21 protein-coding genes are annotated in these 20,316 nt (G+C 54.4%); 4 read left to right on the top strand and 17 right to left on the bottom strand.

The genetic code is table 11. The features are described 5' to 3' along the window. Positions 1 to 26 precede the first annotated feature (26 nt). Positions 27 to 752 carry a dipeptidase PepE gene (gene pepE / locus AC2FC2_RS10275; RefSeq protein ID WP_404760573.1) on the bottom strand — a complete coding sequence of 242 codons (726 nt, stop codon included), beginning with the start codon at positions 750 to 752 and terminating at the stop codon, positions 27 to 29. Positions 753 to 996: 244 nt separating this feature from the next. Between pepE and rfaH the strand changes: the two genes are divergently transcribed. Further along, a complete protein-coding gene (rfaH, locus tag AC2FC2_RS10270) occupies positions 997 to 1,485 on the top strand; it encodes a transcription/translation regulatory transformer protein RfaH (RefSeq protein WP_209637676.1) in 489 nt (162 codons plus the stop codon). 46 nt (positions 1,486 to 1,531) lie between these two features. Here the strand turns inward: rfaH and hemB are convergent, their stop codons facing one another. The 12 genes from hemB to udp form a co-directional block, all read right to left on the bottom strand. Next, complete coding sequence (gene hemB, locus AC2FC2_RS10265; protein WP_209637678.1) at positions 1,532 to 2,554, bottom strand: porphobilinogen synthase; 1,023 nt, start codon at positions 2,552 to 2,554, stop codon at positions 1,532 to 1,534. 14 nt (positions 2,555 to 2,568) lie between these two features. Further along, the gene (gene tatD, locus AC2FC2_RS10260; RefSeq protein ID WP_490659174.1) at positions 2,569 to 3,351 is read right to left on the bottom strand and encodes a 3'-5' ssDNA/RNA exonuclease TatD; all 783 of its coding nucleotides are present in this window, start codon (positions 3,349 to 3,351) and stop codon (positions 2,569 to 2,571) included. A 51-nt stretch (positions 3,352 to 3,402) separates the two neighbouring features. Further along, positions 3,403 to 4,173 (bottom strand): Sec-independent protein translocase subunit TatC, encoded by a 771-nt coding sequence (gene tatC, locus AC2FC2_RS10255; protein WP_404760575.1) that lies wholly within the window; start codon positions 4,171 to 4,173, stop codon positions 3,403 to 3,405. Positions 4,174 to 4,176: 3 nt separating this feature from the next. Continuing rightward, complete coding sequence (gene tatB, locus AC2FC2_RS10250; RefSeq protein ID WP_209637684.1) at positions 4,177 to 4,737, bottom strand: Sec-independent protein translocase protein TatB; 561 nt, start codon at positions 4,735 to 4,737, stop codon at positions 4,177 to 4,179. Positions 4,738 to 4,740: 3 nt separating this feature from the next. Further along, positions 4,741 to 5,004, bottom strand: a complete 264-nt coding sequence (gene tatA / locus AC2FC2_RS10245; RefSeq protein WP_020824842.1) for a Sec-independent protein translocase subunit TatA — start codon at positions 5,002 to 5,004, stop codon at positions 4,741 to 4,743. 80 nt (positions 5,005 to 5,084) lie between these two features. Continuing rightward, positions 5,085 to 6,716: a ubiquinone biosynthesis regulatory protein kinase UbiB gene (gene ubiB / locus AC2FC2_RS10240; protein WP_037423531.1), complete on the bottom strand. Its 1,632-nt coding sequence runs from the start codon at positions 6,714 to 6,716 to the stop codon at positions 5,085 to 5,087. Beyond that, a complete protein-coding gene (gene ubiJ, locus AC2FC2_RS10235) occupies positions 6,713 to 7,321 on the bottom strand; it encodes a ubiquinone biosynthesis protein UbiJ (RefSeq protein ID WP_209638124.1) in 609 nt (202 codons plus the stop codon). The genes ubiB and ubiJ overlap by 4 nt, the downstream gene beginning before the upstream one ends. 13 nt (positions 7,322 to 7,334) lie before the next feature. After that, positions 7,335 to 8,090, bottom strand: coding sequence for a bifunctional demethylmenaquinone methyltransferase/2-methoxy-6-polyprenyl-1,4-benzoquinol methylase UbiE (gene ubiE, locus AC2FC2_RS10230; protein ID WP_209637686.1), 756 nt, complete (start codon positions 8,088 to 8,090; stop codon positions 7,335 to 7,337). 79 nt (positions 8,091 to 8,169) lie between these two features. Then, positions 8,170 to 9,717: a DNA recombination protein RmuC gene (rmuC, locus tag AC2FC2_RS10225; protein WP_209637688.1), complete on the bottom strand. Its 1,548-nt coding sequence runs from the start codon at positions 9,715 to 9,717 to the stop codon at positions 8,170 to 8,172. A 140-nt stretch (positions 9,718 to 9,857) separates the two neighbouring features. Continuing rightward, positions 9,858 to 10,388 (bottom strand): DedA family protein, encoded by a 531-nt coding sequence (locus tag AC2FC2_RS10220; protein ID WP_209637691.1) that lies wholly within the window; start codon positions 10,386 to 10,388, stop codon positions 9,858 to 9,860. 86 nt (positions 10,389 to 10,474) lie between these two features. Further along, positions 10,475 to 11,257 (bottom strand): tyrosine-protein phosphatase, encoded by a 783-nt coding sequence (locus AC2FC2_RS10215; protein ID WP_490659173.1) that lies wholly within the window; start codon positions 11,255 to 11,257, stop codon positions 10,475 to 10,477. Between the two features lie 318 nt (positions 11,258 to 11,575). Then, positions 11,576 to 12,337: a uridine phosphorylase gene (udp, locus tag AC2FC2_RS10210; protein WP_209637694.1), complete on the bottom strand. Its 762-nt coding sequence runs from the start codon at positions 12,335 to 12,337 to the stop codon at positions 11,576 to 11,578. A 508-nt stretch (positions 12,338 to 12,845) separates the two neighbouring features. Here udp and AC2FC2_RS10205 point away from each other — a divergent pair. After that, positions 12,846 to 13,682: a dienelactone hydrolase family protein gene (locus AC2FC2_RS10205; RefSeq protein ID WP_490659172.1), complete on the top strand. Its 837-nt coding sequence runs from the start codon at positions 12,846 to 12,848 to the stop codon at positions 13,680 to 13,682. 94 nt (positions 13,683 to 13,776) lie between these two features. Here the strand turns inward: AC2FC2_RS10205 and metE are convergent, their stop codons facing one another. Continuing rightward, positions 13,777 to 16,068 carry a 5-methyltetrahydropteroyltriglutamate--homocysteine S-methyltransferase gene (metE, locus tag AC2FC2_RS10200; RefSeq protein WP_265556384.1) on the bottom strand — a complete coding sequence of 764 codons (2,292 nt, stop codon included), beginning with the start codon at positions 16,066 to 16,068 and terminating at the stop codon, positions 13,777 to 13,779. 90 nt (positions 16,069 to 16,158) lie between these two features. Here metE and metR point away from each other — a divergent pair, with 90 nt between their 5' ends. After that, positions 16,159 to 17,109 carry an HTH-type transcriptional regulator MetR gene (gene metR / locus AC2FC2_RS10195; protein WP_209637700.1) on the top strand — a complete coding sequence of 317 codons (951 nt, stop codon included), beginning with the start codon at positions 16,159 to 16,161 and terminating at the stop codon, positions 17,107 to 17,109. A 33-nt stretch (positions 17,110 to 17,142) separates the two neighbouring features. Here the strand turns inward: metR and AC2FC2_RS10190 are convergent, their stop codons facing one another. Then, entirely contained in the window at positions 17,143 to 18,006 is an 864-nt protein-coding gene (locus AC2FC2_RS10190; protein WP_490659171.1) for a carboxylate/amino acid/amine transporter, read from the bottom strand. A 155-nt stretch (positions 18,007 to 18,161) separates the two neighbouring features. Between AC2FC2_RS10190 and AC2FC2_RS10185 the strand changes: the two genes are divergently transcribed. Next, the gene (locus AC2FC2_RS10185; protein WP_265556386.1) at positions 18,162 to 18,491 is read left to right on the top strand and encodes a hypothetical protein; all 330 of its coding nucleotides are present in this window, start codon (positions 18,162 to 18,164) and stop codon (positions 18,489 to 18,491) included. On the opposite strand, the gene ugpQ is transcribed toward AC2FC2_RS10185, so the two are convergent. Then, complete coding sequence (ugpQ, locus tag AC2FC2_RS10180) at positions 18,488 to 19,234, bottom strand: glycerophosphodiester phosphodiesterase (protein WP_490659170.1); 747 nt, start codon at positions 19,232 to 19,234, stop codon at positions 18,488 to 18,490. The genes AC2FC2_RS10185 and ugpQ overlap by 4 nt on opposite strands. Then, positions 19,231 to 20,307 carry a sn-glycerol-3-phosphate import ATP-binding protein UgpC gene (locus tag AC2FC2_RS10175; protein ID WP_490659169.1) on the bottom strand — a complete coding sequence of 359 codons (1,077 nt, stop codon included), beginning with the start codon at positions 20,305 to 20,307 and terminating at the stop codon, positions 19,231 to 19,233. The genes ugpQ and AC2FC2_RS10175 overlap by 4 nt, the downstream gene beginning before the upstream one ends. Positions 20,308 to 20,316 lie beyond the last annotated feature (9 nt).

The following is a 20,316-nucleotide window of genomic DNA, read 5'->3' as shown; positions in this document are numbered from 1 at the left end:
AACACCGGTAAAGACATCGCCGGTTCTCAGTGACACGTGAACGGCACCAACGGTTGTAACGCCTGCGTATCATGATGCTCCTGGGTCTCCACGCCGTGGCGGAACACCTTGAAACCTTGATTTCTGGCACTGAAGTAACGTAAATCATTCCCCTCAATGTGCAGCAGACTGCCTTCACGCAACGCCACGACAGACTCACTTGGATTGACCGCGCAAAACTCCGCCAGGCGCTCATCACGCGTTTCGCCCATGTGGCCACTGATATGGGCATCAATGTAGTGCGGGTTGATCTGCACCGGGAACAGGTTCAATGCCGGCAGCACGACGCTGTTGCGCACCGGCATGTCATTGGTGGTACGAATGCTCGGCGTAGCAACGTTGCAACCGGCGCTCCAGCCCACATAGGGTATGCTACGTTCACGCACAGCCCGTTGGATAGGGATGATCAAACCCTTCTCGTGCAACATCTGGTTTAACATCCAGGTATTGCCGCCGCTGACCAAAATGCACTCCGCCTGTTCAACCGCGGCAGCGGGAGACTCGGCATGGTGAATGCTGGTCACTTTGATACCCAACGTTTGCGACAGCTCCTGCGCACGCTGATCGTAATCACTGCGGATCATGGCATAAGGGATAAATACGGCAGACGTGATACCGCGACGTGCGATCATCGCCAAAAGGTGGTTCTTGGCATAGCCCAGCAGCTCATCCTCACCGGACAGCTTGCCGTTACTCAACAGAAACAACTCCATTTCTCCCCCTCAATCAAAAACGATGAATAGCGTCACATCTGGCAATCTCATGCCAAGGCATACTGCGACGGTAACAAATTTTTAGCCCTCTGTTATACCCGAGCCGTGCGAATAAGTGTGTGACTCTTCGCTAATTGCTAATGATTCATGTAGATAGCGGCAGTTACATGCTGAAACTTGCACCACTATGTATCCGTAATGGCTTTTGATATGCTTACCGGCTGGCAGAAAGGCATGTGAAATTATGGAATCTTGGTACTTACTGTATTGTAAACGCGGCCAACTTTTACGGGCGCAGGAACATCTGGAGCGGCAGGAAGTGAAGTGCCTGAGCCCAATCATTACGTTGGAAAAGATCGTACGCGGCAAACGCATTGCGGTCAGCGAACCCCTGTTCCCCAACTACCTGTTTGTGGAATTCAATCCGGAATGCATCCATACCACGACCATCAGCGCAACACGTGGTGTCAGCCACTTCGTGCGCTTTGGCTCAATGCCGGCCACCATCCCGAAGAAGGTCATCGAAGAGTTGCAGACGCATACCTGCGAAACCTACTTTGATCCGGAAACACCGCAACCGGGCGATAGCGTGTTGATCGTCGACGGCATGTTTGAAGGGCTCAAAGCCATTTACACTGAGCCTGACGGCGAGGCACGTTCAATGTTGCTACTGAACCTGATAAACAAGCAGGTTACCCAGAGTATCGATAACCGGCAGTTTCAAAAGTTGTAATGCAAAAAGGCGCCCAGGGCGCCTTTGTTTTTTGCTTACTGCTGTCTTAGCGTTGCATCGCGTCGTCATGCATCCACTGAGCGACTCGCTTGGCAAAGTAGGTCAGCACACCGTCAGCCCCAGCGCGTTTAAAGCACATCAGCGATTCCATCACCGCTGGCTGTTCCTGCAACCAACCATTCTGAATCGCTGCCATGTGCATCGCATATTCACCAGACACCTGATAGGCAAAAGTCGGCACACCAAAGGTATCCTTCACTCGGCGCACAACGTCCAGATAAGGCATACCCGGCTTAACCATGACCATATCCGCGCCTTCCTGCAGGTCTTGCGCAATTTCCTGTAACGCTTCGTCGCTGTTGGCAGGGTCCATCTGGTAGGTTTTCTTGTTGCCGCCTTTCAGATTGCCGCTTGAGCCCAGTGCATCGCGGAATGGGCCATAGTAGCAAGAGGCATATTTTGCAGAGTAAGCCATGATCTGAGTATTAATCAGGCCCTGATGCTCCAACCGATCGCGAATCGCACCAATACGGCCATCCATCATGTCGCTTGGCGCCACGATTTCTGCCCCAGCTTCCGCATGAGACAGCGCCTGACGGACCAGAATTTCTTTGGTGATATCGTTGATGACATAACCCTGCTCATCAATGATGCCGTCCTGACCGTGAGTGGTGTAAGGATCAAGCGCTACGTCGGTCAAAATACCCAACTCAGGCACCGCGTCTTTCAACGCGCGTACCGTACGCTGCACCAAACCGTCTGGATTATAGGCTTCTTCCGCATGCAGTGACTTCAGGCCTGGCTCAATAACCGGGAACAGGGAGATCACTGGCACACCCAGTTTGGCGATAGTTTCCGCTTCCTTAATCAGCAGATCGATGCTCATGCGTGATACACCGGGCATGGATGATACGGCTTCCTGACGGTTATTGCCTTCCATGACAAATACCGGGTAGATCAGATCGTTAACCGTCAGTTGATTCTCCGCCACCAGGCGACGGCTGAAATCATGACGGCGCACGCGGCGCATACGACGACCTGGGAAGGTACCCGGAAATGCATAGCTCATAGTTTTCTCCTAACTCATTCCAGCCGGAACAGCCGGCGGGCGTTCTCATCAGTTTTCTGCCCCAGCCATTCGGGGTCTTCGTGTCGCCAGGTGGCCACCTGCCGGACGATATGAGGCAAAAAACAGGGTTCGTTGCGGCGAGATGCAGGTTTCGGATGTAAATCTCGGGGCAACAGATAGGGGGCGTCGGTTTCCAACAACAGACGCTCAGCCGGGATCTGCAGTAGCAGTGCACGCAATTCCAAGCCACGCCGTTCATCACAGACCCAACCGGTAATACCGATCGACAAGCCTAGCGACAAACAGCCTTCTAATTCTTCAGCAGTACCCGTAAAACAGTGCACCACTGCCGCGGGCAGTTTATCTAACCAGGGTGCCAACAGCGCGGCAAAACGTGCGTGCGCATCGCGGCAATGAAGAAATACCGGCATCGCCAGCTCTGCGGCCAACGCAAGTTGAGCGCTGAATGCCTTTTCTTGTTGCTCTGGCGTGGAAAAGTTACGGTTAAAATCCAAACCACATTCACCCACTGCCGCGACGTGCGGCCGAGAGGCCAATTCATGTATGTGTTCAGCAACCCGCTCGTCCCAACTGCTGGCATGATGTGGATGCACGCCCGCGGTGGACCAACAATAGCCGGTATGTAACAGGGCCAGCTCACTGGCGGCCTGACTCTCCGGCAGATCCGTACCGGTAATCAGCATCCCTTTCACGCCGGCGACGCGTGCGCGCTCCAGCACGGCTGAGCGGTCTTTGGCAAACTGTGAACTGGTGAGATTGACGCCGATATCAAACATGGTTTTCCCAAAGTAAAAGCCGCCCAGCGGGCGGCTTTAGACAAACAGAAATCAAGATGCAGGGGGCTCATCGCCCTCATCTTCTTCTTCCGGCTGCGGACGACGTTTACCCGTATAGAAACGGGCAAAGAACACACCCACTTCAAACAACAGATACATCGGTATCGCCAGCAGGGTTTGCGAGAACACATCCGGTGGCGTCAACAACATGCCAACCACGAAAGCCCCTACCAACACGTACGGACGTTTCTTTTTCAAATCTTCCGGTGAAGTGACGCCACTCCAACACAGCAGAATAATGGCAACAGGCACCTCAAACGCAACGCCAAACGCCATAAACAGCGCCATGACGAAATCAAGGTAGTTATTGATGTCGGTCGCAATCATCACCCCGGCGGGTGCGGTCTTGGCAAAAAAACCAAACGCCAACGGGAACACGATAAAGTAGGCAAACGCCATGCCGAGATAAAACAGCAGGCTGCTCGACACCAACAAGGGCATCATCAATCGGCGTTCATGCTTGTATAACGCCGGTGCGATAAATGACCAGACCTGATACAGAATCACGGGTGCAGCGACAAACACCGAAACGATCATGGTCAACTTGATCGGCGTGAAGAACGGTGAGGCCACGTCGGTGGCGATCATGCTCGCGCCGGCAGGTAGCTGCTTGATCAACGGTGCAGACACCAGTTGATAGATGTCATTGGCGAAAAACACCAGCACCAGGAAGATCGCCAGTATGCTGATAATTGAGTTTAACAACCGCTTACGCAGTTCTATCAGATGACTGATAAGGGGTTGGGTATCTTCAACAGCCATGTTTTAACGATCGCCACTAGGTTGGTGAGACGCGGGGGTTTTATCCGCAACAGGTTCTGGGTTTGCCTGAACGGCTGACGCTACCGGTTGTTTAGCGGGCGTGATTGCCGGCTGTTCAACCTGCGGCGTTGCCGTAACCGCCGGCTCCGGTACTGCAGCCGGAGACGACGCAACAGCCGCAGCCTCTGCCGGCGTCACGCCATCATGAATGGCTTCCGGGTCGGTGACCAGAGGGTTATGAATAGTGTGTGCTGGCTCGGTCTTGCTGTCGCCCTGATAAGAACGTTTCAGCGATTCCGCCGCGTCTTTCAGCTCATCCATTGACGCCTTTAACTCTGGCGACAAATTCTGCATGCCTGCCTTCTCTACCTTTTTCAGGCTGTCCTGCAGTTCCTGCAGTTTCAGTTCCTGAGTAAGTTCGTTCTGCACCGAAGCCGCCAACGAACGCAGCGCGCGGATCCAGCCCGAAACTGTTCTTACCGCTACCGGTAGCCGTTCCGGCCCGAGTACCACCAGGCCAATAACCAGAACCAGCAACAGTTCACTAAACCCAATGTCAAACACGGTTTATACCTGCTCTTTGTTCTTCGACTCTTCCGCTTTCACTTCCGGCTGCTTATCGGTAATAGGCTTGGCCGTGAAGTCAGCGTCATCCAGGCTGCTTTTCTCAGCCGTGTTGGTCGGCGGCGTGTTGTCATCGCCGATCGCCTTTTTGAAACCCTTGATTGATGCACCGAGATCGGACCCCAGGGTACGGAGCTTTTTGGTACCAAACAGCAGCACCACGATCACTGCGATGATCAACAATTGCGTAATACTAATACCGCCCATTGCAATTACCTCTATTTTTACAGGGTTTTTTCAAAATCCGTCGCATTATACGGCAGATTTTACCAGAGTTTCTAACCAATTCAGGCAGTTCGCTTCCAGCCTATCAGCCAGGAAACGATGCCGGCTGCTATCAGCCATGCGGGGAATACAGCAACCTCGCCCAATAGCAAAATCGTACCGCTGACTATCAGTGTAGCGCCAACGCCGAACAAATAACGCGATTGTCCCTGACGAACACGCTGGGCCTGCATCTGATTAGTCAGCTTATCAACACTTTGTTGCAACAGCTTATGCTGCTGCAGACTATCGTAAAATAATTCAGGCAGTTCAGGCAGTTTCTCTGCCCAAAACGGCGCTTTTTCTTTCAGGGCGCGGATCACTGCCGGTATACCGACCTGGTCACGCATCCAGCTTTCCAGGAACGGCTTGGCCGTCGTCCACAAATCCAACTGTGGGTAAAGCTGTCGGCCCAGACCTTCAACATACAGCAAGGTCTTCTGCAATAACACCAGTTGGGGTTGCACTTCCATATTGAATCGACGCGCGGTATTGAACAGGTTCAACAGCACGTTGCCAAACGAAATTTCCTCCAACGGCTTCTCGAAGATCGGCTCACACACGGTACGGATAGCGAACTCAAAATCCTCGACGTTGGTATCGCGCGGTACCCAGCCAGAATCAACATGCAACTCCGCAACCTTGCGGTAATCACGATTGAAGAAGGCAATAAAGTTTTCCGCCAGATAGCGTTTATCGTCCTTGTTCAACGAGCCAACAATACCGCAGTCGATGCCGATATAGCAGGGGTCTTCAGGATGTTCATAGCTGACGAAAATATTACCGGGATGCATGTCTGCATGGAAGAAGCTGTCACGGAAGACCTGGGTAAAGAATACCTGAACCCCACGTTCAGCCAACAGTTTCATGTTGGTGCCCTGCTTTTCCAGCGTCTCAATATCCGAAACAGGGATGCCGTAAATGCGTTCCATGACCAGCACGCTTTCGCGGCAGTAGTCCGAATACACTTCCGGCACGTACAACATAGGACTACCGTCGAAATTGCGACGCAACTGGATGGCGTTAGCCGCTTCACGCAGCAGATTCAGCTCGTCCAGCAAAGTCTTTTCATACTCGCGCACCACTTCACGCGGACGCAGGCGTCGACCATCCGGCATCAGCTTGGGCACCCAAGCCGCTAAACGATACATCAGGCGCACATCGGCCTTGATGATTGGCCCGATATCCGGCCGAATCACCTTCAGCACCACTTCCTGCCCGGTCGTTTTTAGCCGCGCGGTATGCACCTGGGCTATCGATGCCGAGGCCAGCGCCTGTTGGTCAAAATCATCAAACCAAGTTTCCAGCGGGCCGCCCATCGCCAATTCAATATGCTTACGCGCTAGCGCACCGTCGAAAGGAGCAACCCGGTCCTGCAACAACGTCAGTTGATCGGCGATCTGTGGTGGGAACAGGTCGCGACGAGTAGACATCATCTGGCCAAACTTAATCCATACCGGCCCCAACTCCTGCAAAGCCAGACGTAGACGCTCACCCAAGGGTTTATCTGCATGGCGGTTTGGCATCCAGAAAAGCAGGCGGCGGCCAAATCGCAGTGGCCACGTCAAACGCATCTTGGGGATCAGTTCATCCAGGCCATAGCTGAGAAAAACGCGGACGATCAAATACAGGCGGCGTAGTTCGCCAGGGGTCATCGTTTACCCTCCAACTTGTCCATACGGGCAATCAGCGCATCGGCGTTGCGAACGGTGGCATCAACCTCTTCATTGAACCACACAACTTCCAATGGGCCCGGTGCTACACGCCACTCTTCCGTCAGTGTTTCAGCCACATAATGCTGCTGACGCTGTAAGCCTGCTTTCAGCAGGTTCGCGCCCTTGCCCAGAACCTGCGTGACACCCTGCGCGGCAATATCGCCAATGTAAGGTGCCAGCCATTCCGCCGGATCCCACTCTGCCAGATCAAGCAACCCAACCAGTTGTTGCACGACCTGAATGTCGCCTTCGACAATCAAGTCGCCGCTGCGCATCAATGGCGAAAGCTGTTGGCGATCCCGCAATTTAAGCAGCACCGAAATACGGCTGCGCACCGTGCAGTCGGCAGTGTCATCAGACTGACCAAGCACATCCACACGCTGTTCACTGAAGATCAACACCAGCGGAGAGGCAAGTTCCTGCAGCTCAATACGTAAAACCTTGCCGGCCAGCCGCTGACGAGCCGCCTTCATGCTGCGATCGCGGAACAGCAGACTGTTGAGGGATGTTTCCAGTACGCCGGTCAACAACGGGGTTAACAGCATCGGCATATCCATATCAGAACTTGAAGCCACGGTGCAGGGCCACAATACCGCCGGTCAGGTTAAAATAGGTCACGTTGTCAAAACCGGCGGCCCCCATCATGCCCTTCAGCGTTTCCTGATCGGGATGCATGCGGATCGACTCGGCGAGATAGCGGTAGCTTTCCGGATCCTTGACCACCAGCTCGCCGATTTTCGGCAGCACGTGGAACGAGTAAGCGTCATAGGCTTTGCTCAGTGGTGCCAGCAAGGGTTTGGAGAACTCCAACACCAACAGACGGCCACCTGGCTTGAGCACACGGAACATCGAGCGCAGCGCTTTGTCTTTGTCGGTGACGTTGCGCAGGCCAAAGGAAATGGTGATGCAGTCAAAATAGTTATCAGGGAACGGCAACGCTTCGGCATTGGCCTGTACGTAGCTGATGTTGCCGACAATGCCGCGATCGCGCAGTTTCTCGCGCCCCATCTTCAGCATGGAATCGTTAATGTCCGCCAGCACCACCTGCCCCTGTTCACCGACCATGCGAGAGAACTTGGCGGCCAGGTCACCGGTGCCACCGGCCAGATCCAACACCCGCTGCCCACGGCGCACGCCGCTGCAATCAATGGTAAAACGCTTCCAGATACGGTGGATGCCAAACGACATCAGGTCGTTCATCACGTCATACTTTGCGGCTACCGAATGAAAAACGTCTGCCACCATGGCCTGCTTTTCGTCTCGAGCTACGGTGCGAAAACCGAAATCGGTGGTTTCCTGCGGTTGATCTGCCATTGTCCTGCCTGCTATTCAGTCAATTTAGTGTGGTGGAGTGTACCAGAACCCCACGGAATACCCCACCTCGCAGCGGTTGTCATCCCTGCGATGCGGAGCGTGGCTCCTCGACGGCGTCGTCGCCTTCCGCCTCCGGCAGCGCGTCAACGTTATCGTCGTCCGCCGCCTCAAATTCTTCATCATGCTGCGCGCTGGCCTGCTGAGCCAGCAGCGGATTGATCGGCCTTTTCACCTCAACCCCCAGTGCGCGGAACCCCTCGGTCTGCCCGATAAGATTACCACGGCCTTCGCTCAGTTTGTTCATCGCCAGACGATAACTCCCCTGGGCCTTGTCCAGGCTCTGTCCCAGCGATGACATATCATCAACGAACAGCCGCATTTTGTCATACAGCCGTGCCGCCCGGTCAGCAATGCGTTGTGCATTCTGGCTCTGATGCTCATAGCGCCAAAGATTGGTGATGGTGCGTAATGCCACCAATAGCGTGGTTGGGCTGACCAGCATGATGTTGTGTTTTAGTGCATCGCTAATCAGCTCCGGCTCACGGTCGATAGCCAACAGGAAGGCCGGCTCCACTGGAATAAACATCAGCACGTAGTCCAGCGAACGCAGGCCAGGCAATTGCTGGTAATCCTTGCGTCCAAGCAGGCGGATATGGCCGCGCAACGAAGCAATATGTTCATTCAACGCCGCCTCACGCTCTGCTTCATCTTCACTATTGAAGTAACGTTCGTAGGCCACCAACGACATTTTTGCATCGATCACCACGTCCTTGCCCTGAGGCAAACGCACGATCACATCGGGTTGCATGCGGCTCTGGTGATCCACCCGCACGTTAACCTGGGTTTCATACTCATGTCCCTCACGCAGGCCAGAGGCTTCGAGCACCCGGCTCAGTACCACCTCACCCCAGTTACCCTGAGTTTTATTATCCCCTTTCAAAGCCTTGGTGAGGTTGATGGCTTCGCGCGCCATCTGCGCATTGAGCTGCTGCAGATTACGTATTTCGTGGGTCAAAGTATGGCGTTCGCGTGCTTCCTGGCCGAAACTGTCCTGCACCTGACGGCGGAAACCGTCCAGTTGCTCACGCAGCGGCAGCAACAGGCGATCCAAGCTTTGCTTATTCTGTTCGTCCACCTTGCGCCCGCTATGTTCAAAAATGCGGTTGGCCAAATTTTCGAATTGGGTGGTGAGGCGTTGTTCGCTGTTAATCAATAGACGCTGTTTTTCCTCCGCCGCCATACGGGTTTCTTCCAGACGGATTGTCACCTCACGCAACTCGGCTTCCTGAGCGCTGTTCACTTCACGTTGGGCTCGCAGTTCCTGGTTCAACTGCTCACATTCTGTACGCCAGTGATTAAGCTGCTGAAGCTTTTCATGCCCGGCCGCCAACTGACTGTGCAGATTACGTAATTCCAGCTCAGTCTGGCGCATGTGTTGCTCATTACGCTGCAGTACTTCCTGTCGGGATGCGGTTTCCTGCTGCGCCTGTTGCAGCGATTGTTCCAGCAGTCGTAGCTCGGTTTCATGCTGTGCCTGTGTCTGTTGCACACGCAAGCTGGCAATAAGCCACCCCAATAGCAGACCGATAGCTACCCCACCTATACCGTAAATTAAACTGGTATCCACCCTGCCTCCTGTTACACCTGACTGTTCCGGCTTTTTATACGCCTATTGCCCGTCACGTTAAGGGGAGGCTGTATGGATGTCCAGCTTGATTGTGTCTCGATGGCGTAATATTGCGAAACGCTGCGCAACTCAGCTAAAGATTAGCTAAACCACTGGCTTAACCATTTAATGCCAAACGCACCCGGCGCGAGGATACCGAACGCCCAGATCATCGCCGACGTGACATTGGCCACCTGGAAATAACGCTGGGGCATGCCGCAAATGCCACCAACCAGCGGTACCACGGCACGCAATGGGCCGAAAAAGCGACCGATGAAAATACCCAGGACACCCCAACGTTCAAAAAACGCATGGCCCCGCGTCAATAATTGCGGATTGCGCGATAGCGGCCACATGTGCGCAACGCGATCCTGATAGTGGTAGCCAATCCAGTAAGAAAGCCAATCGCCGAAGAATGCACCGGCAGCCGCAGCAGCCCAAATCGGCCAAAATGCGATGCCGCTTTCGCCAATCAGCGCCCCCAAGGCGAGCAAAATCACCGTAGCCGGTAACAACAGCGACAAGAAAGCCAGCGATTCGCCAAATGCCAAGAAGAAGATAATCGGGATGGCCCAGTTTTCGTGCTGGCGCACGGTTTCGCTGACCCAGTGGATAATGTCATTGAGGCTCAATACAGGCTCCTGATATGGGATTTATCCCCCAAGAATACTGAATGCCAGCCGGGGCAGATTAAACCCCGGTTAAACATCAGCACGGTTTACTCGAGGTAAAACGCCTGCAGCGCTTCACGCTGTTCCTGGCCCAAGCCGTATTCCGCTTCAAGCCAACGATCGGTAGAGCCATGTTGCTCACGAATACAACTCAGTGCGGTCATCAGGAACTCTTCACGGGCGCTGAGCACGTAAGCAAACTGTTTCAACGCAGAATCATTCAGGCGAATCGACAGTTGATCCAGCATGTGTTCACGGAACGTTGCCAGCGTGGTTTCAGTTAACAGGTAATCTTCCACAACCGTCGCTTCATCAGCTCCCAGTGCAAATAACACCAACGCCGATCCTATTCCCGTGCGATCCTTGCCGACCGCACAATGCTGGACGATCGCCCCGTGATCCGCCTTACTCAGCAGTTGTGCCAACTGTTTATACGCCGCATTGCCGAACGGTAATCGGCGGTACAGTTCCAGCATAAACATTTGGGCATCGAAACCGGCGAGCGTTTCACTGTTTAGCATTTCCAAATTGGCGTTGACTTCATTGCTCAGCGGGTTGGCCGGGAAATGATGATAATCGGCACCGCGCCACAGAACATCAGGCTTGGCCTGCACTTCATCGGCATCACGGTAATCCAGCACCGAACGAACAGGCACGCCGGCCAGGAAAGTGCAGTCATTTTCCGTCAGGCGCTCTAGCGAGCCGGAACGAAACAACAGGCCACGTTTGATACGGCGACCATCGGTGACGCTATTGCCCCCAAGATCACGAAAATTAATGCCGCCATCAAGCGGTGCCAATGAAGGATGAAGCAGGATCTGTGCGGTCATAGACGTCCTCGTTGTTACTGTCTGAAAAAACGCAACCTCTGATAGCATCGGTAGAACCGGGCTCAACGGATTAAAGAGGTGGCCAGGTCGGGCACCCTCAGGCGCTTACTCAGGTAAGTCACTGGGGTGACAAATCTGCCGGGAGCAGATTTGAACGCTGCTCGCAGCGGCCCCGTAAGGGGTTTGACCCAAGAACGGGCCACATAACTGACGGCAGCCAACAACGCTGCAACGTGAAAGACGATGGGTTATAACCGTAACAGATTACGACTGAATGACAAAACGGGCCGCGGGACGGCCCATTGAATTGCAGAGGAATTACAGCAGGCGGCGTGCCGCATCAACCACGATCTGCACCGCTTTGCTTTCGGTGTTTTTCATGGTTTCCGCATTCGGGATTTCTTGCTGGGTGCGGTTAACGATCACACCGGCAACCATACCCGCACGCAGGCCTTGGCTTGCACACATGGTCAGCAGCGTGGCCGATTCCATTTCATAGTTCATTACACCCATCGACTGCCACTCTTCCATCGAGCCTTTGAAACGGCTAACCACGCGACCGGAGTAGGTATCGTAACGTTCCTGACCTGGATAGAAGGTATCGGAAGACGCGGTAACGCCAATGTGCGTGGTCGCACCCGCAGCTTTAGCCGCTTCGACCAATGCAGTGGTACAGGTGAAATCGGCCACGGCCGGGAATTCCATCGGTGCAAAGTGCAAGCTCGCGCCATCAAGGCGAACTGCCGCAGTGGTCACCAGCACGTCACCGACATTGATGTTTGACTGGATCGCGCCCGTGGTGCCGATACGCAAGAAGGTCCGGATACCCAACTGCGCCAGCTCTTCAACGGCGATAGACGTAGACGGGCCACCGATACCGGTGGAGCAGACGATAACGGCCTTACCGTCCAGCTCTGCACGCCATGAGGTAAATTCACGATGGGAAGCCAGATGCACCGGATTTTCCATCAGCTTGGCAATTTTCTCTACGCGCTGTGGATCGCCAGGAACGATGGCAAGCTGGGCCCCTTGTAAATCGTTTTTAGTGAGGCCGAGATGAAAAACGTCAGATTGAGACATGCGAGACTCCTCATAGATCATGTTTATTGGGAGGAACAAAAAAGTACTCTACTGAAAATCGCCACTCAATTTAGTGACGACCATCACTTTGAATAAAGAAACAAAATGCAATCTACATAATTTTCGTGACTATGGTCACAAAAATAAGCCAAAAGGCCGATATATGCACCTCAGTTGCCACAAGTCTAGCTGACAAACTGTACGGCCGTTTCCCGCGGTGCGTCTCCGATCGCAAAGGCCTGTTCTCTAGCCCACTATTTACGCGACCTCAGAAAATACGCCCCGTTTATCGGCAACTTAGCCATATAAACGGCAGCTAACGCACCTTATGGCACTCCTAGGTGTCAACATGCGTAATAGCATGATAAAAAGACAACAAAAATGCAGTAAAGCCAGATAATTAACCGTTTTTTACAGACTTGACCGAAAATGCTCAACTCGATGCCAATAACGCGTAATCTTTCCTATAGTTAATCTCAGCGCTTTTCTCTATTGCACGGAGACCGCAATGAAAACCGATCATGTGATGACATTAAAACAGGCTCAGGGGGGATTCACCCCTGCCGTAACACCGTTGGCTGCCTCAACCATTCTTACCGATGAACAAGGCATTCATGCAGGGGAAACCACCATTCCTTCGCAGGGCGACAATCTGCCGGCCTATATCGCCAAACCGGCAGATCACAGTGGCCCATTCCCGGTTGTGCTGGTGGTACAGGAAATTTTTGGCGTCCATGAACATATCCAGGACGTGTGCCGTCGTTTGGCAAAGCAAGGCTATCTGGCGATTGCACCTGAGCTGTATTTCCGTCAGGGGGATGCCAAAGATTACACCGACATCGGTGAACTGTTTCAAAAGCTGGTGAACAAAGTGCCAGATCGCCAGGTATTGGCGGATTTGGATCATGCAGCACATTGGGCGACCCGTCACGGCGGGGACGCAGGCAAGTTGACCATTACCGGTTTTTGCTGGGGCGGGCGTATTACCTGGCTGTATGCGGCCCATAACCCGCAGTTAAAGGCTGCCGTCGCTTGGTATGGCAAACTGGTGGGTGAAAAAACGCTTAACTCGCCAAAGTTTCCGGTCGATATCGCCACGCAGCTCTCCGCCCCCGTGCTTGGGCTGTACGGCGGTCAGGACAGCAGTATCCCACTGGATACCGTAGAGAGCATGCGCCAGGCGATCCGTGCGGCTAACGCCAGCGCAGAAATCGTGGTTTACCCTGAAGCCGGCCACGCCTTCAATGCCGACTACCGTCCAAGTTATGACGCCGAAGCGGCAGAAGATGGCTGGCAGCGCATGCTGGCATGGTTTGCTCAGCATGGCGTACCTGGCATTAAATAACGCCCAGTCCCTCAGCAACGGCTGAGGGCATAAGAAAGGGCGCCGAGGCGCCCTGAATCATCACATCAAACCCTCACTCCATTTTTTGCGACGATTAATCCTGCAGCTCACGCAAGCGCTGTGCAGCCAACACCATGTTGGCCAATGATTGGCGGGTTTCCGGCCAACCGCGGGTTTTCAGGCCGCAGTCTGGGTTAACCCACAGGCGCTCTGCCGGGATGTTCTGCGCGGCCTTACGCAACAACGCTTCGATCCATTCCACGCTTGGCACGTTTGGCGAGTGAATGTCATACACGCCCGGCCCGATTTCGTTTGGATACTCAAACTCTTTGAAGGCTTCCAACAGGTCCATATCGGAACGCGAGGTTTCGATGGTGATCACGTCAGCATCCAACGCGGCAATCGAATCCATGATGTCGTTAAACTCGCAGTAACACATGTGGGTGTGGATCTGCGTGTCATCTTGCGCCACAGCGGCATTCAGTTTAAACGCATCTACCGCCCAGTTCAGGTAAGCTGCCCAGTCAGATTGACGCAGCGGCAGACCTTCACGCAGTGCAGGTTCATCAATCTGGATGATACCGATACCGGCCTTTTCCAGATCTTCCACTTCATCACGCAGCGCCAGAGCGATCTGTTTGGCAATCACTTCACGGGTCACGTCCTCACGCGGGAATGACCAGCAAAGAATGGTCACCGGACCGGTCAACATGCCTTTTACCGGCTTGTCTGTCAGCGACTGGGCATACTTCGCCCACTCAACGGTGATGGCTTGCGGTCGGCTGATATCTCCGATAATGACTGGCGGCTTCACGCAACGGGAACCGTAGCTTTGCACCCAGCCGTTTTGCGTGAAGACGAAGCCGTCGAGGTTCTCGCCGAAATATTCCACCATGTCATTACGCTCGGCTTCGCCGTGTACCAACACATCCAGACCCAGACGTTCTTGTTCAACGATCGCCTGTTTGATGTGTTCGCTGATGCTGGTGCGGTAGTTGCTGCCGTCCAGGCGCCCCTGCTTGAAGTCCAAACGCAGGCCACGAATTTCGGTAGTTTGTGGGAATGAACCAATAGTGGTTGTCGGCCAGGCCGGCAGATTGAAGCGCTCACGCTGTGCCTGAGCACGTTCGGCGTAAGGGCGCTGGCGTTCGCTGTCCTGTGCGGTAATCGCAGCCAGACGCTGGCCTACCTGCGCATTGTGCACGCGGCTGGATTGACGGCGGGCACGGATTGGCGCGCTGTAGGCGTCCAGCTCAGCCTGTTTGGCGGCGCCAGGCGCATTCAGTGCCGCGCTCAGCAGAGCCACTTCGGCACATTTTTGCAGGGCGAAGGCAAACCAGCTTTTCACTTCTTCATCCAGGCGGGTTTCCACGCTGAGATCGATTGGGCTGTGCAGCAGTGAACAAGAGGTACCAATCCACAACGGGCGGCTGCCAACCAAGGGGTGCAGGCGTTCGAACCAGGTGCTCAGATCGGCGCGCCAAACGTTGCGCCCATTAATGACGCCCAGAGATAATAGCCACTCTTTTGGCAGAGCCTGGTTTAAGGCGGCGATATCATCGTGCCCGGCAACCAGATCAACATGCAGCCCCTGTACCGGCAGTTCACGGACGGTATCCAGGTTGTGACCAATGCTGTCGAAGTAGGTCGTCAGCAACAGTTTGACCTGGCCCTGCAGCGCGTCATAAGCCGGTTTGAAGGCATTTAGCCATTCTGGTGGCAGTTCAAGCACCAGCGCAGGTTCGTCGATCTGCACCCATTCAACGCCGCGTTTTGCCAGTTCCGCCAACACCTGCTGATAAACCGGCAGGATCTCTTTCAGCAGCGACAGGCGGTCAAACTGCTCGCCCTTCACTTTGCCCAACCACAGGTAGGTTACCGGGCCCAGCAGCACCGGTTTAATTTTGTGGCCCAAGGCCAAGGCTTCGTCAACTTCATCCAGTAATTGAGTCCAACCCAATTTGAACTGCTGGCCTTTATGGAACTCAGGCACCATGTAGTGGTAGTTGGTATTAAACCATTTGGTCATTTCCGCCGCTGCTGCCGGTTCCCCGGTCGGCGCGCGACCACGGCCAAGACGGAACAAGGTATCGAGATCGATGGAACCGTCTTGATTCTGATGACGCGCCGGTACGTTACCCAGCAGTAAACTGGTGGTTAATACATGGTCGTACCAAGCGAAATCGCCGACCGGCACCAAATCCACCCCGGCCTGCTGTTGCTGTTGCCAATGACGAGCACGCAGCTCGCGGCCAACTGCCAGCAGTTCTTCCTGCGTTGAGCTGCCTGCCCAGTAGCTTTCCTGTGCTTTTTTCAGTTCACGTCGTAGCCCAACGCGAGGAAAACCCAGTGTGTGATTTAAAATTGCCATCGTCATATTCCCCATTTAGCCGTCCAGATGTTTACACATCCATAATCCGCAGGTACTGTATTCACCACAAGCGCAATTTATTCACTGTCACTGTGAAGGACTCTCATGATCGAACTGAAACACTTACGGACGCTGCAGGCTCTGCGCAATACCGGTTCGCTAGCGGCCGCCGCGGCCCAACTCCATCAGACACAGTCTGCACTGTCACATCAGTTCAGCGATCTGGAGCAACGTCTGGGCTTCAAACTGTTCGTTCGCAAGAGCCAACCGCTGCGCTTTACCGCGCAGGGAGAGATCCTGTTGCAGCTGGCAGAACAGGTGCTGCCGCAAATTCAGCAGGCGTTGCAGGCGTGTCACGAACCTCATCAGACAACGTTGCGTATCGCCATCGAGTGCCACAGTTGTATTCAGTGGCTGACGCCAGCGTTGGATAATTTCCGTCAGAGCTGGCCGCAGGTCGTGATGGACTTCAAGTCTGGCGTCACCTTTGATCCTCAACCCGCCTTGCAACAGGGTGAACTGGATCTGGTACTGACCTCCGATATTCTGCCGCGCAGCGGTCTGCACTATTCGCCGATGTTTGATTTCGAAGTGCGACTGGTGTTGGCACCGGATCATCCGCTGGCCAGCAAGTTGCACATTACGCCTGAGGATTTGAGCGACGAAACGTTGATGATTTATCCGGTACAGCGCCAACGGTTGGATATCTGGCGCCATTTTCTGCAACCGGCAGGCATTAACCCGGCATTGAAAAACGTGGATAACACCCTGTTGCTTATCCAGATGGTGTCAGCACGGATGGGGATTGCAGCGTTGCCGCACTGGGTGGTGGAAAGCTTTGAGCGCCAGGGATTGGTTGTGACCAAAACCCTGGGCGACGGTCTGTGGAGCCGCTTGTATGCCGCCGTGCGCGACGGGGAGCAACGGCAGGCAGTAACGGAAGCCTTTATCCGTTCGGCACGCCAGCACGCCTGTAATCATCTGCCTTTCGTGCGTGATGCCGAACGCCCAGGCGCCGGTGTCACCAGCGTTAAACCGCTGGCTTCACAACCTTGACGATAAGGGCTTCCTGCGCTTGAGGAGCCCTGTCTATTTACTGATTATTTTGGGCGCCACCCAACGGCGATGTACCCACAGGGAAGCAACAATCACTGCCCCACCGATAATAAAACTTGGCCAGTGTGGCTGTTGCTGCCAGATGGCTAGATTTACCAGCAACCCAGCAGGCACATGCATGTTATTCATGATACCCAGGGTTCCTGCATCCACCTGCGTTGCGCCGTAGTTCCACATGAAATAACCCAGCCCAGAGGCCACCACGCCCAGCCACACCAGAATGCCCCATTGCAGATCGGTCGTCGGTAACTGATTTGGGTTGCCCCACAAGCACCAGGCTACCACCGCCACCACTAACGCCCCCAGGTAGAACCAGGAAAACGCGGTATGCTGTGGCAACGGGTGCACTTCCATCAAGCGCTTGTAACCCACCATGCCGATGGCAAAGCTGATATTCGCCGCCTGCACCAGCAGTAATCCCCACCAGAAATGTTCACTCAGTTGATGGTAGCGGATGATCGCCGCCCCCAATACCGCCAGCAATGCACTGAGCACATAGCTCCAGCGCAAGCGTTGACCGCTGATCAGATCGTAAATCAGCGTGACATACAGCGGCGTCAGTACGGTAAACAGCAAGAATTCTGGCACAGTTAAATACATGTACGCACGGAAGCTGAACAGGTACATGATGCCAAGCTGACAGGCCCCCACCAGCATGTACATCAGAATTACTTTCGGTTTTATATTGCGCCAACGCAGGAAAGGCAGGAACACCAGTGCCGCAAGGCCAATGCGCATCAGCACCGAGAACCAGCTGTCGACATGGCCCGCCAGATATTCGCCAATGAGGCTGAAAGAGAACGCCCACAGGATGGTAGTAATTACCAGAAGCAGCACGATGGGTTCACCCTAGAAAGTCGGAAAGGGCGATTGTAACGGATGGCGGGATAGGTCGCGACGAAAAGGCAGTTTACATCTGCGCAAAATACAAACTATCAGCAAGTTTTCACCAATAGGTTAGGCTTAATGAAAACGAAGTCGAGGTAAATGCCATGAAAAGCTATCACATGCTGTACAGCCTGTTATTAGTGTCAGGATTGGCCACTGCGGCCAACGGTGTCACCGATCTCAGCTCGCAGCAGCAGTTTCTCAACCAACGTAATCAACACGTACAACAACAGCGTATGCTGAATAACCAGCAGTTGGATCAGCGCCGTTTGCAGCAACAGCGGCAATTTGACAACAACCAACAACAATTGCTGCGAAATTCGCCGAACGGTGGCCAACTGCTGCCAAATGGTAACCAACCGCGCAACCCGTTCGATCGCACCACACCTTCGGTACCCCAGGCGCCGCTGCCGACGCCTGTAAACAGAGGTTAACCGTTTGGAAAATCAGGCCCGATTAAATCGATCCGGTCAGTACAAATGCAATCAACGCCCCAGTTCAACAGCAGGCGCGCACGCGCCGGCTGGTTAACGGTATAAACCAGAATGCGCAAGCCTGCGGCTTTCAGTGTCGCAACGCGTTCGGCAGTCAGCTCTTTATGGTTGATGTGTAATGACACACAACCCAACCGTTGTGTCAGCGCTTGCCAGTTGTCATCCCACTCATCCAGCAACAAACCACGCGGCAATTCCGGTACGGTGCGTTGTGCCGCCTCAAGCGCTTCAACCGAGAACGAAGAGAGCAAAGGATCGGTCTGCCCCTGCCACAGCAGGCGTGCCGCCAGCGCCACCACCCGACCTGTTTCGTCGTCACTGCCAGTAGTGGGTTTGATTTCAATGTTCGCCATCATGCCATGCTGCAAACAGCGTTCAGCCACCTCAGACAACAAAGGCAAACGTTCGCCCTTGTAGGCGGAGTTATACCAGTTGCCGGCATCGAGTTGAACCAGCTTGTCCCAAGGTAACTCACCCGCCACACCCCAGCCGTTGCTGGTGCGATCCAGGGTATCGTCATGCAAGAGAAAAATTTGCCCGTCCTGCGCCAGCTTCGCGTCGAACTCAATCATTTTGTGGCCGTGACGCGCGCCAACGTCGATCGCCGCGAGGGTATTTTCCGGCGCCAGAGAACCGCCGCCGCGATGGGCGACAATATGTGGATAAGGCCAGGCTGTGGTCATTGTTCCATCCGTAATCCGCTATCGGTATCAAAAAAGTGCAGCGCCTGTGCAGGCAGATGCAAATATAGCGTGCAGCCCGCTGCCGGCATAGCCTCATGCGAAAGCCGGGCGATCACACCATGCCCGCCCCACTGCCCATGAGCCAAATTGTCCGCCCCCAACAGCTCCAGCGTTTGCATCGTCAAGGGCACGCCACCCTGTTCATCAGGGGCCAGTTGAATATGCTCCGGGCGGATGCCGAGCGTCAACTGGCGTCCCCCCCACTGTGCTTTTGCCTGCGGTAATTTCAGCATCATGCCATCCGCCAACCGCAGCTGGCTGCCGTCAGCGCTCAACGTTCCGGGCAACAGGTTCATGGCCGGTGACCCAATAAAACTGGCGACAAACAACGATGCCGGGCGCTGATAAACCTCGCTCGGTGTACCAATTTGCTCCGCCACGCCTTTGTTCATCACAATCACCCGCTGCGCCAGCGTCATCGCTTCCACCTGATCGTGCGTCACGTACAGGCTGGTGGTTTTCAGTCGGCGATGCAATTGCTGCAATTCCAGACGCATCTGCACGCGCAGTTTGGCATCCAGGTTAGACAATGGCTCATCAAACAGAAACACCGCGGGCTCACGCACGATAGCGCGCCCCATGGCCACCCGTTGACGCTGGCCACCGGAAAGCTCACGCGGTTTGCGTTGCAACAGCGGCTCCAGCTCCAAAATACGTGCCGCGTCTTCGACCCGTTGTTGGATATGCTGTTTGCCAAAACCGCGAATTTTCAGGCCATAGGCCATGTTGTCATACACGCTCATGTGTGGATACAGCGCGTAGTTTTGGAACACCATCGCGATGCCGCGATCTTTGGGCTCCATATCCGTCACGCGCTGGCTGTCGATGTAAATATCGCCGCTGGTGGTACGTTCCAACCCGGCGACCATGCGCAATAGCGTCGATTTACCGCAGCCGGACGGACCGACCATCACGATAAATTCACCGTCCGCCACGTCGAGATCGATCTGCTTAATCACCGGCGTTTTTCCGTCGTAGGATTTGGTGACTGCCTGTAGTTTTAAACCTGCCATGTGAACATT

Source organism: Serratia sp. CoH_122_TC_1 (assembly GCF_058191755.1).
Note: the sequence above shows the minus strand (reverse complement) of the source record. Positions and strands in the feature narration are given on the sequence as shown.

Coding starts and splice junctions, on each gene's coding strand:
- udp (WP_209637694.1), bottom strand. CDS start 12,337: ATGTCTCAATCTGACGTTTTTCATCTCGGCCTCACTAAAAACGATTTA.
- ugpQ (WP_490659170.1), bottom strand. CDS start 19,234: ATGACCACAGCCTGGCCTTATCCACATATTGTCGCCCATCGCGGCGGC.
- AC2FC2_RS10185 (WP_265556386.1), top strand. CDS start 18,162: ATGAAAAGCTATCACATGCTGTACAGCCTGTTATTAGTGTCAGGATTG.
- AC2FC2_RS10205 (WP_490659172.1), top strand. CDS start 12,846: ATGAAAACCGATCATGTGATGACATTAAAACAGGCTCAGGGGGGATTC.
- hemB (WP_209637678.1), bottom strand. CDS start 2,554: ATGAGCTATGCATTTCCGGGTACCTTCCCAGGTCGTCGTATGCGCCGC.
- ubiJ (WP_209638124.1), bottom strand. CDS start 7,321: ATGCTGTTAACCCCGTTGTTGACCGGCGTACTGGAAACATCCCTCAAC.
- rfaH (WP_209637676.1), top strand. CDS start 997: ATGGAATCTTGGTACTTACTGTATTGTAAACGCGGCCAACTTTTACGG.
- ubiB (WP_037423531.1), bottom strand. CDS start 6,716: ATGACCCCTGGCGAACTACGCCGCCTGTATTTGATCGTCCGCGTTTTT.
- AC2FC2_RS10215 (WP_490659173.1), bottom strand. CDS start 11,257: ATGACCGCACAGATCCTGCTTCATCCTTCATTGGCACCGCTTGATGGC.
- metE (WP_265556384.1), bottom strand. CDS start 16,068: ATGGGGAATATGACGATGGCAATTTTAAATCACACACTGGGTTTTCCT.
- tatD (WP_490659174.1), bottom strand. CDS start 3,351: ATGTTTGATATCGGCGTCAATCTCACCAGTTCACAGTTTGCCAAAGAC.
- tatA (WP_020824842.1), bottom strand. CDS start 5,004: ATGGGCGGTATTAGTATTACGCAATTGTTGATCATCGCAGTGATCGTG.
- AC2FC2_RS10175 (WP_490659169.1), bottom strand. CDS start 20,307: ATGGCAGGTTTAAAACTACAGGCAGTCACCAAATCCTACGACGGAAAA.
- pepE (WP_404760573.1), bottom strand. CDS start 752: ATGGAGTTGTTTCTGTTGAGTAACGGCAAGCTGTCCGGTGAGGATGAG.
- metR (WP_209637700.1), top strand. CDS start 16,159: ATGATCGAACTGAAACACTTACGGACGCTGCAGGCTCTGCGCAATACC.
- ubiE (WP_209637686.1), bottom strand. CDS start 8,090: ATGGCAGATCAACCGCAGGAAACCACCGATTTCGGTTTTCGCACCGTA.
- tatC (WP_404760575.1), bottom strand. CDS start 4,173: ATGGCTGTTGAAGATACCCAACCCCTTATCAGTCATCTGATAGAACTG.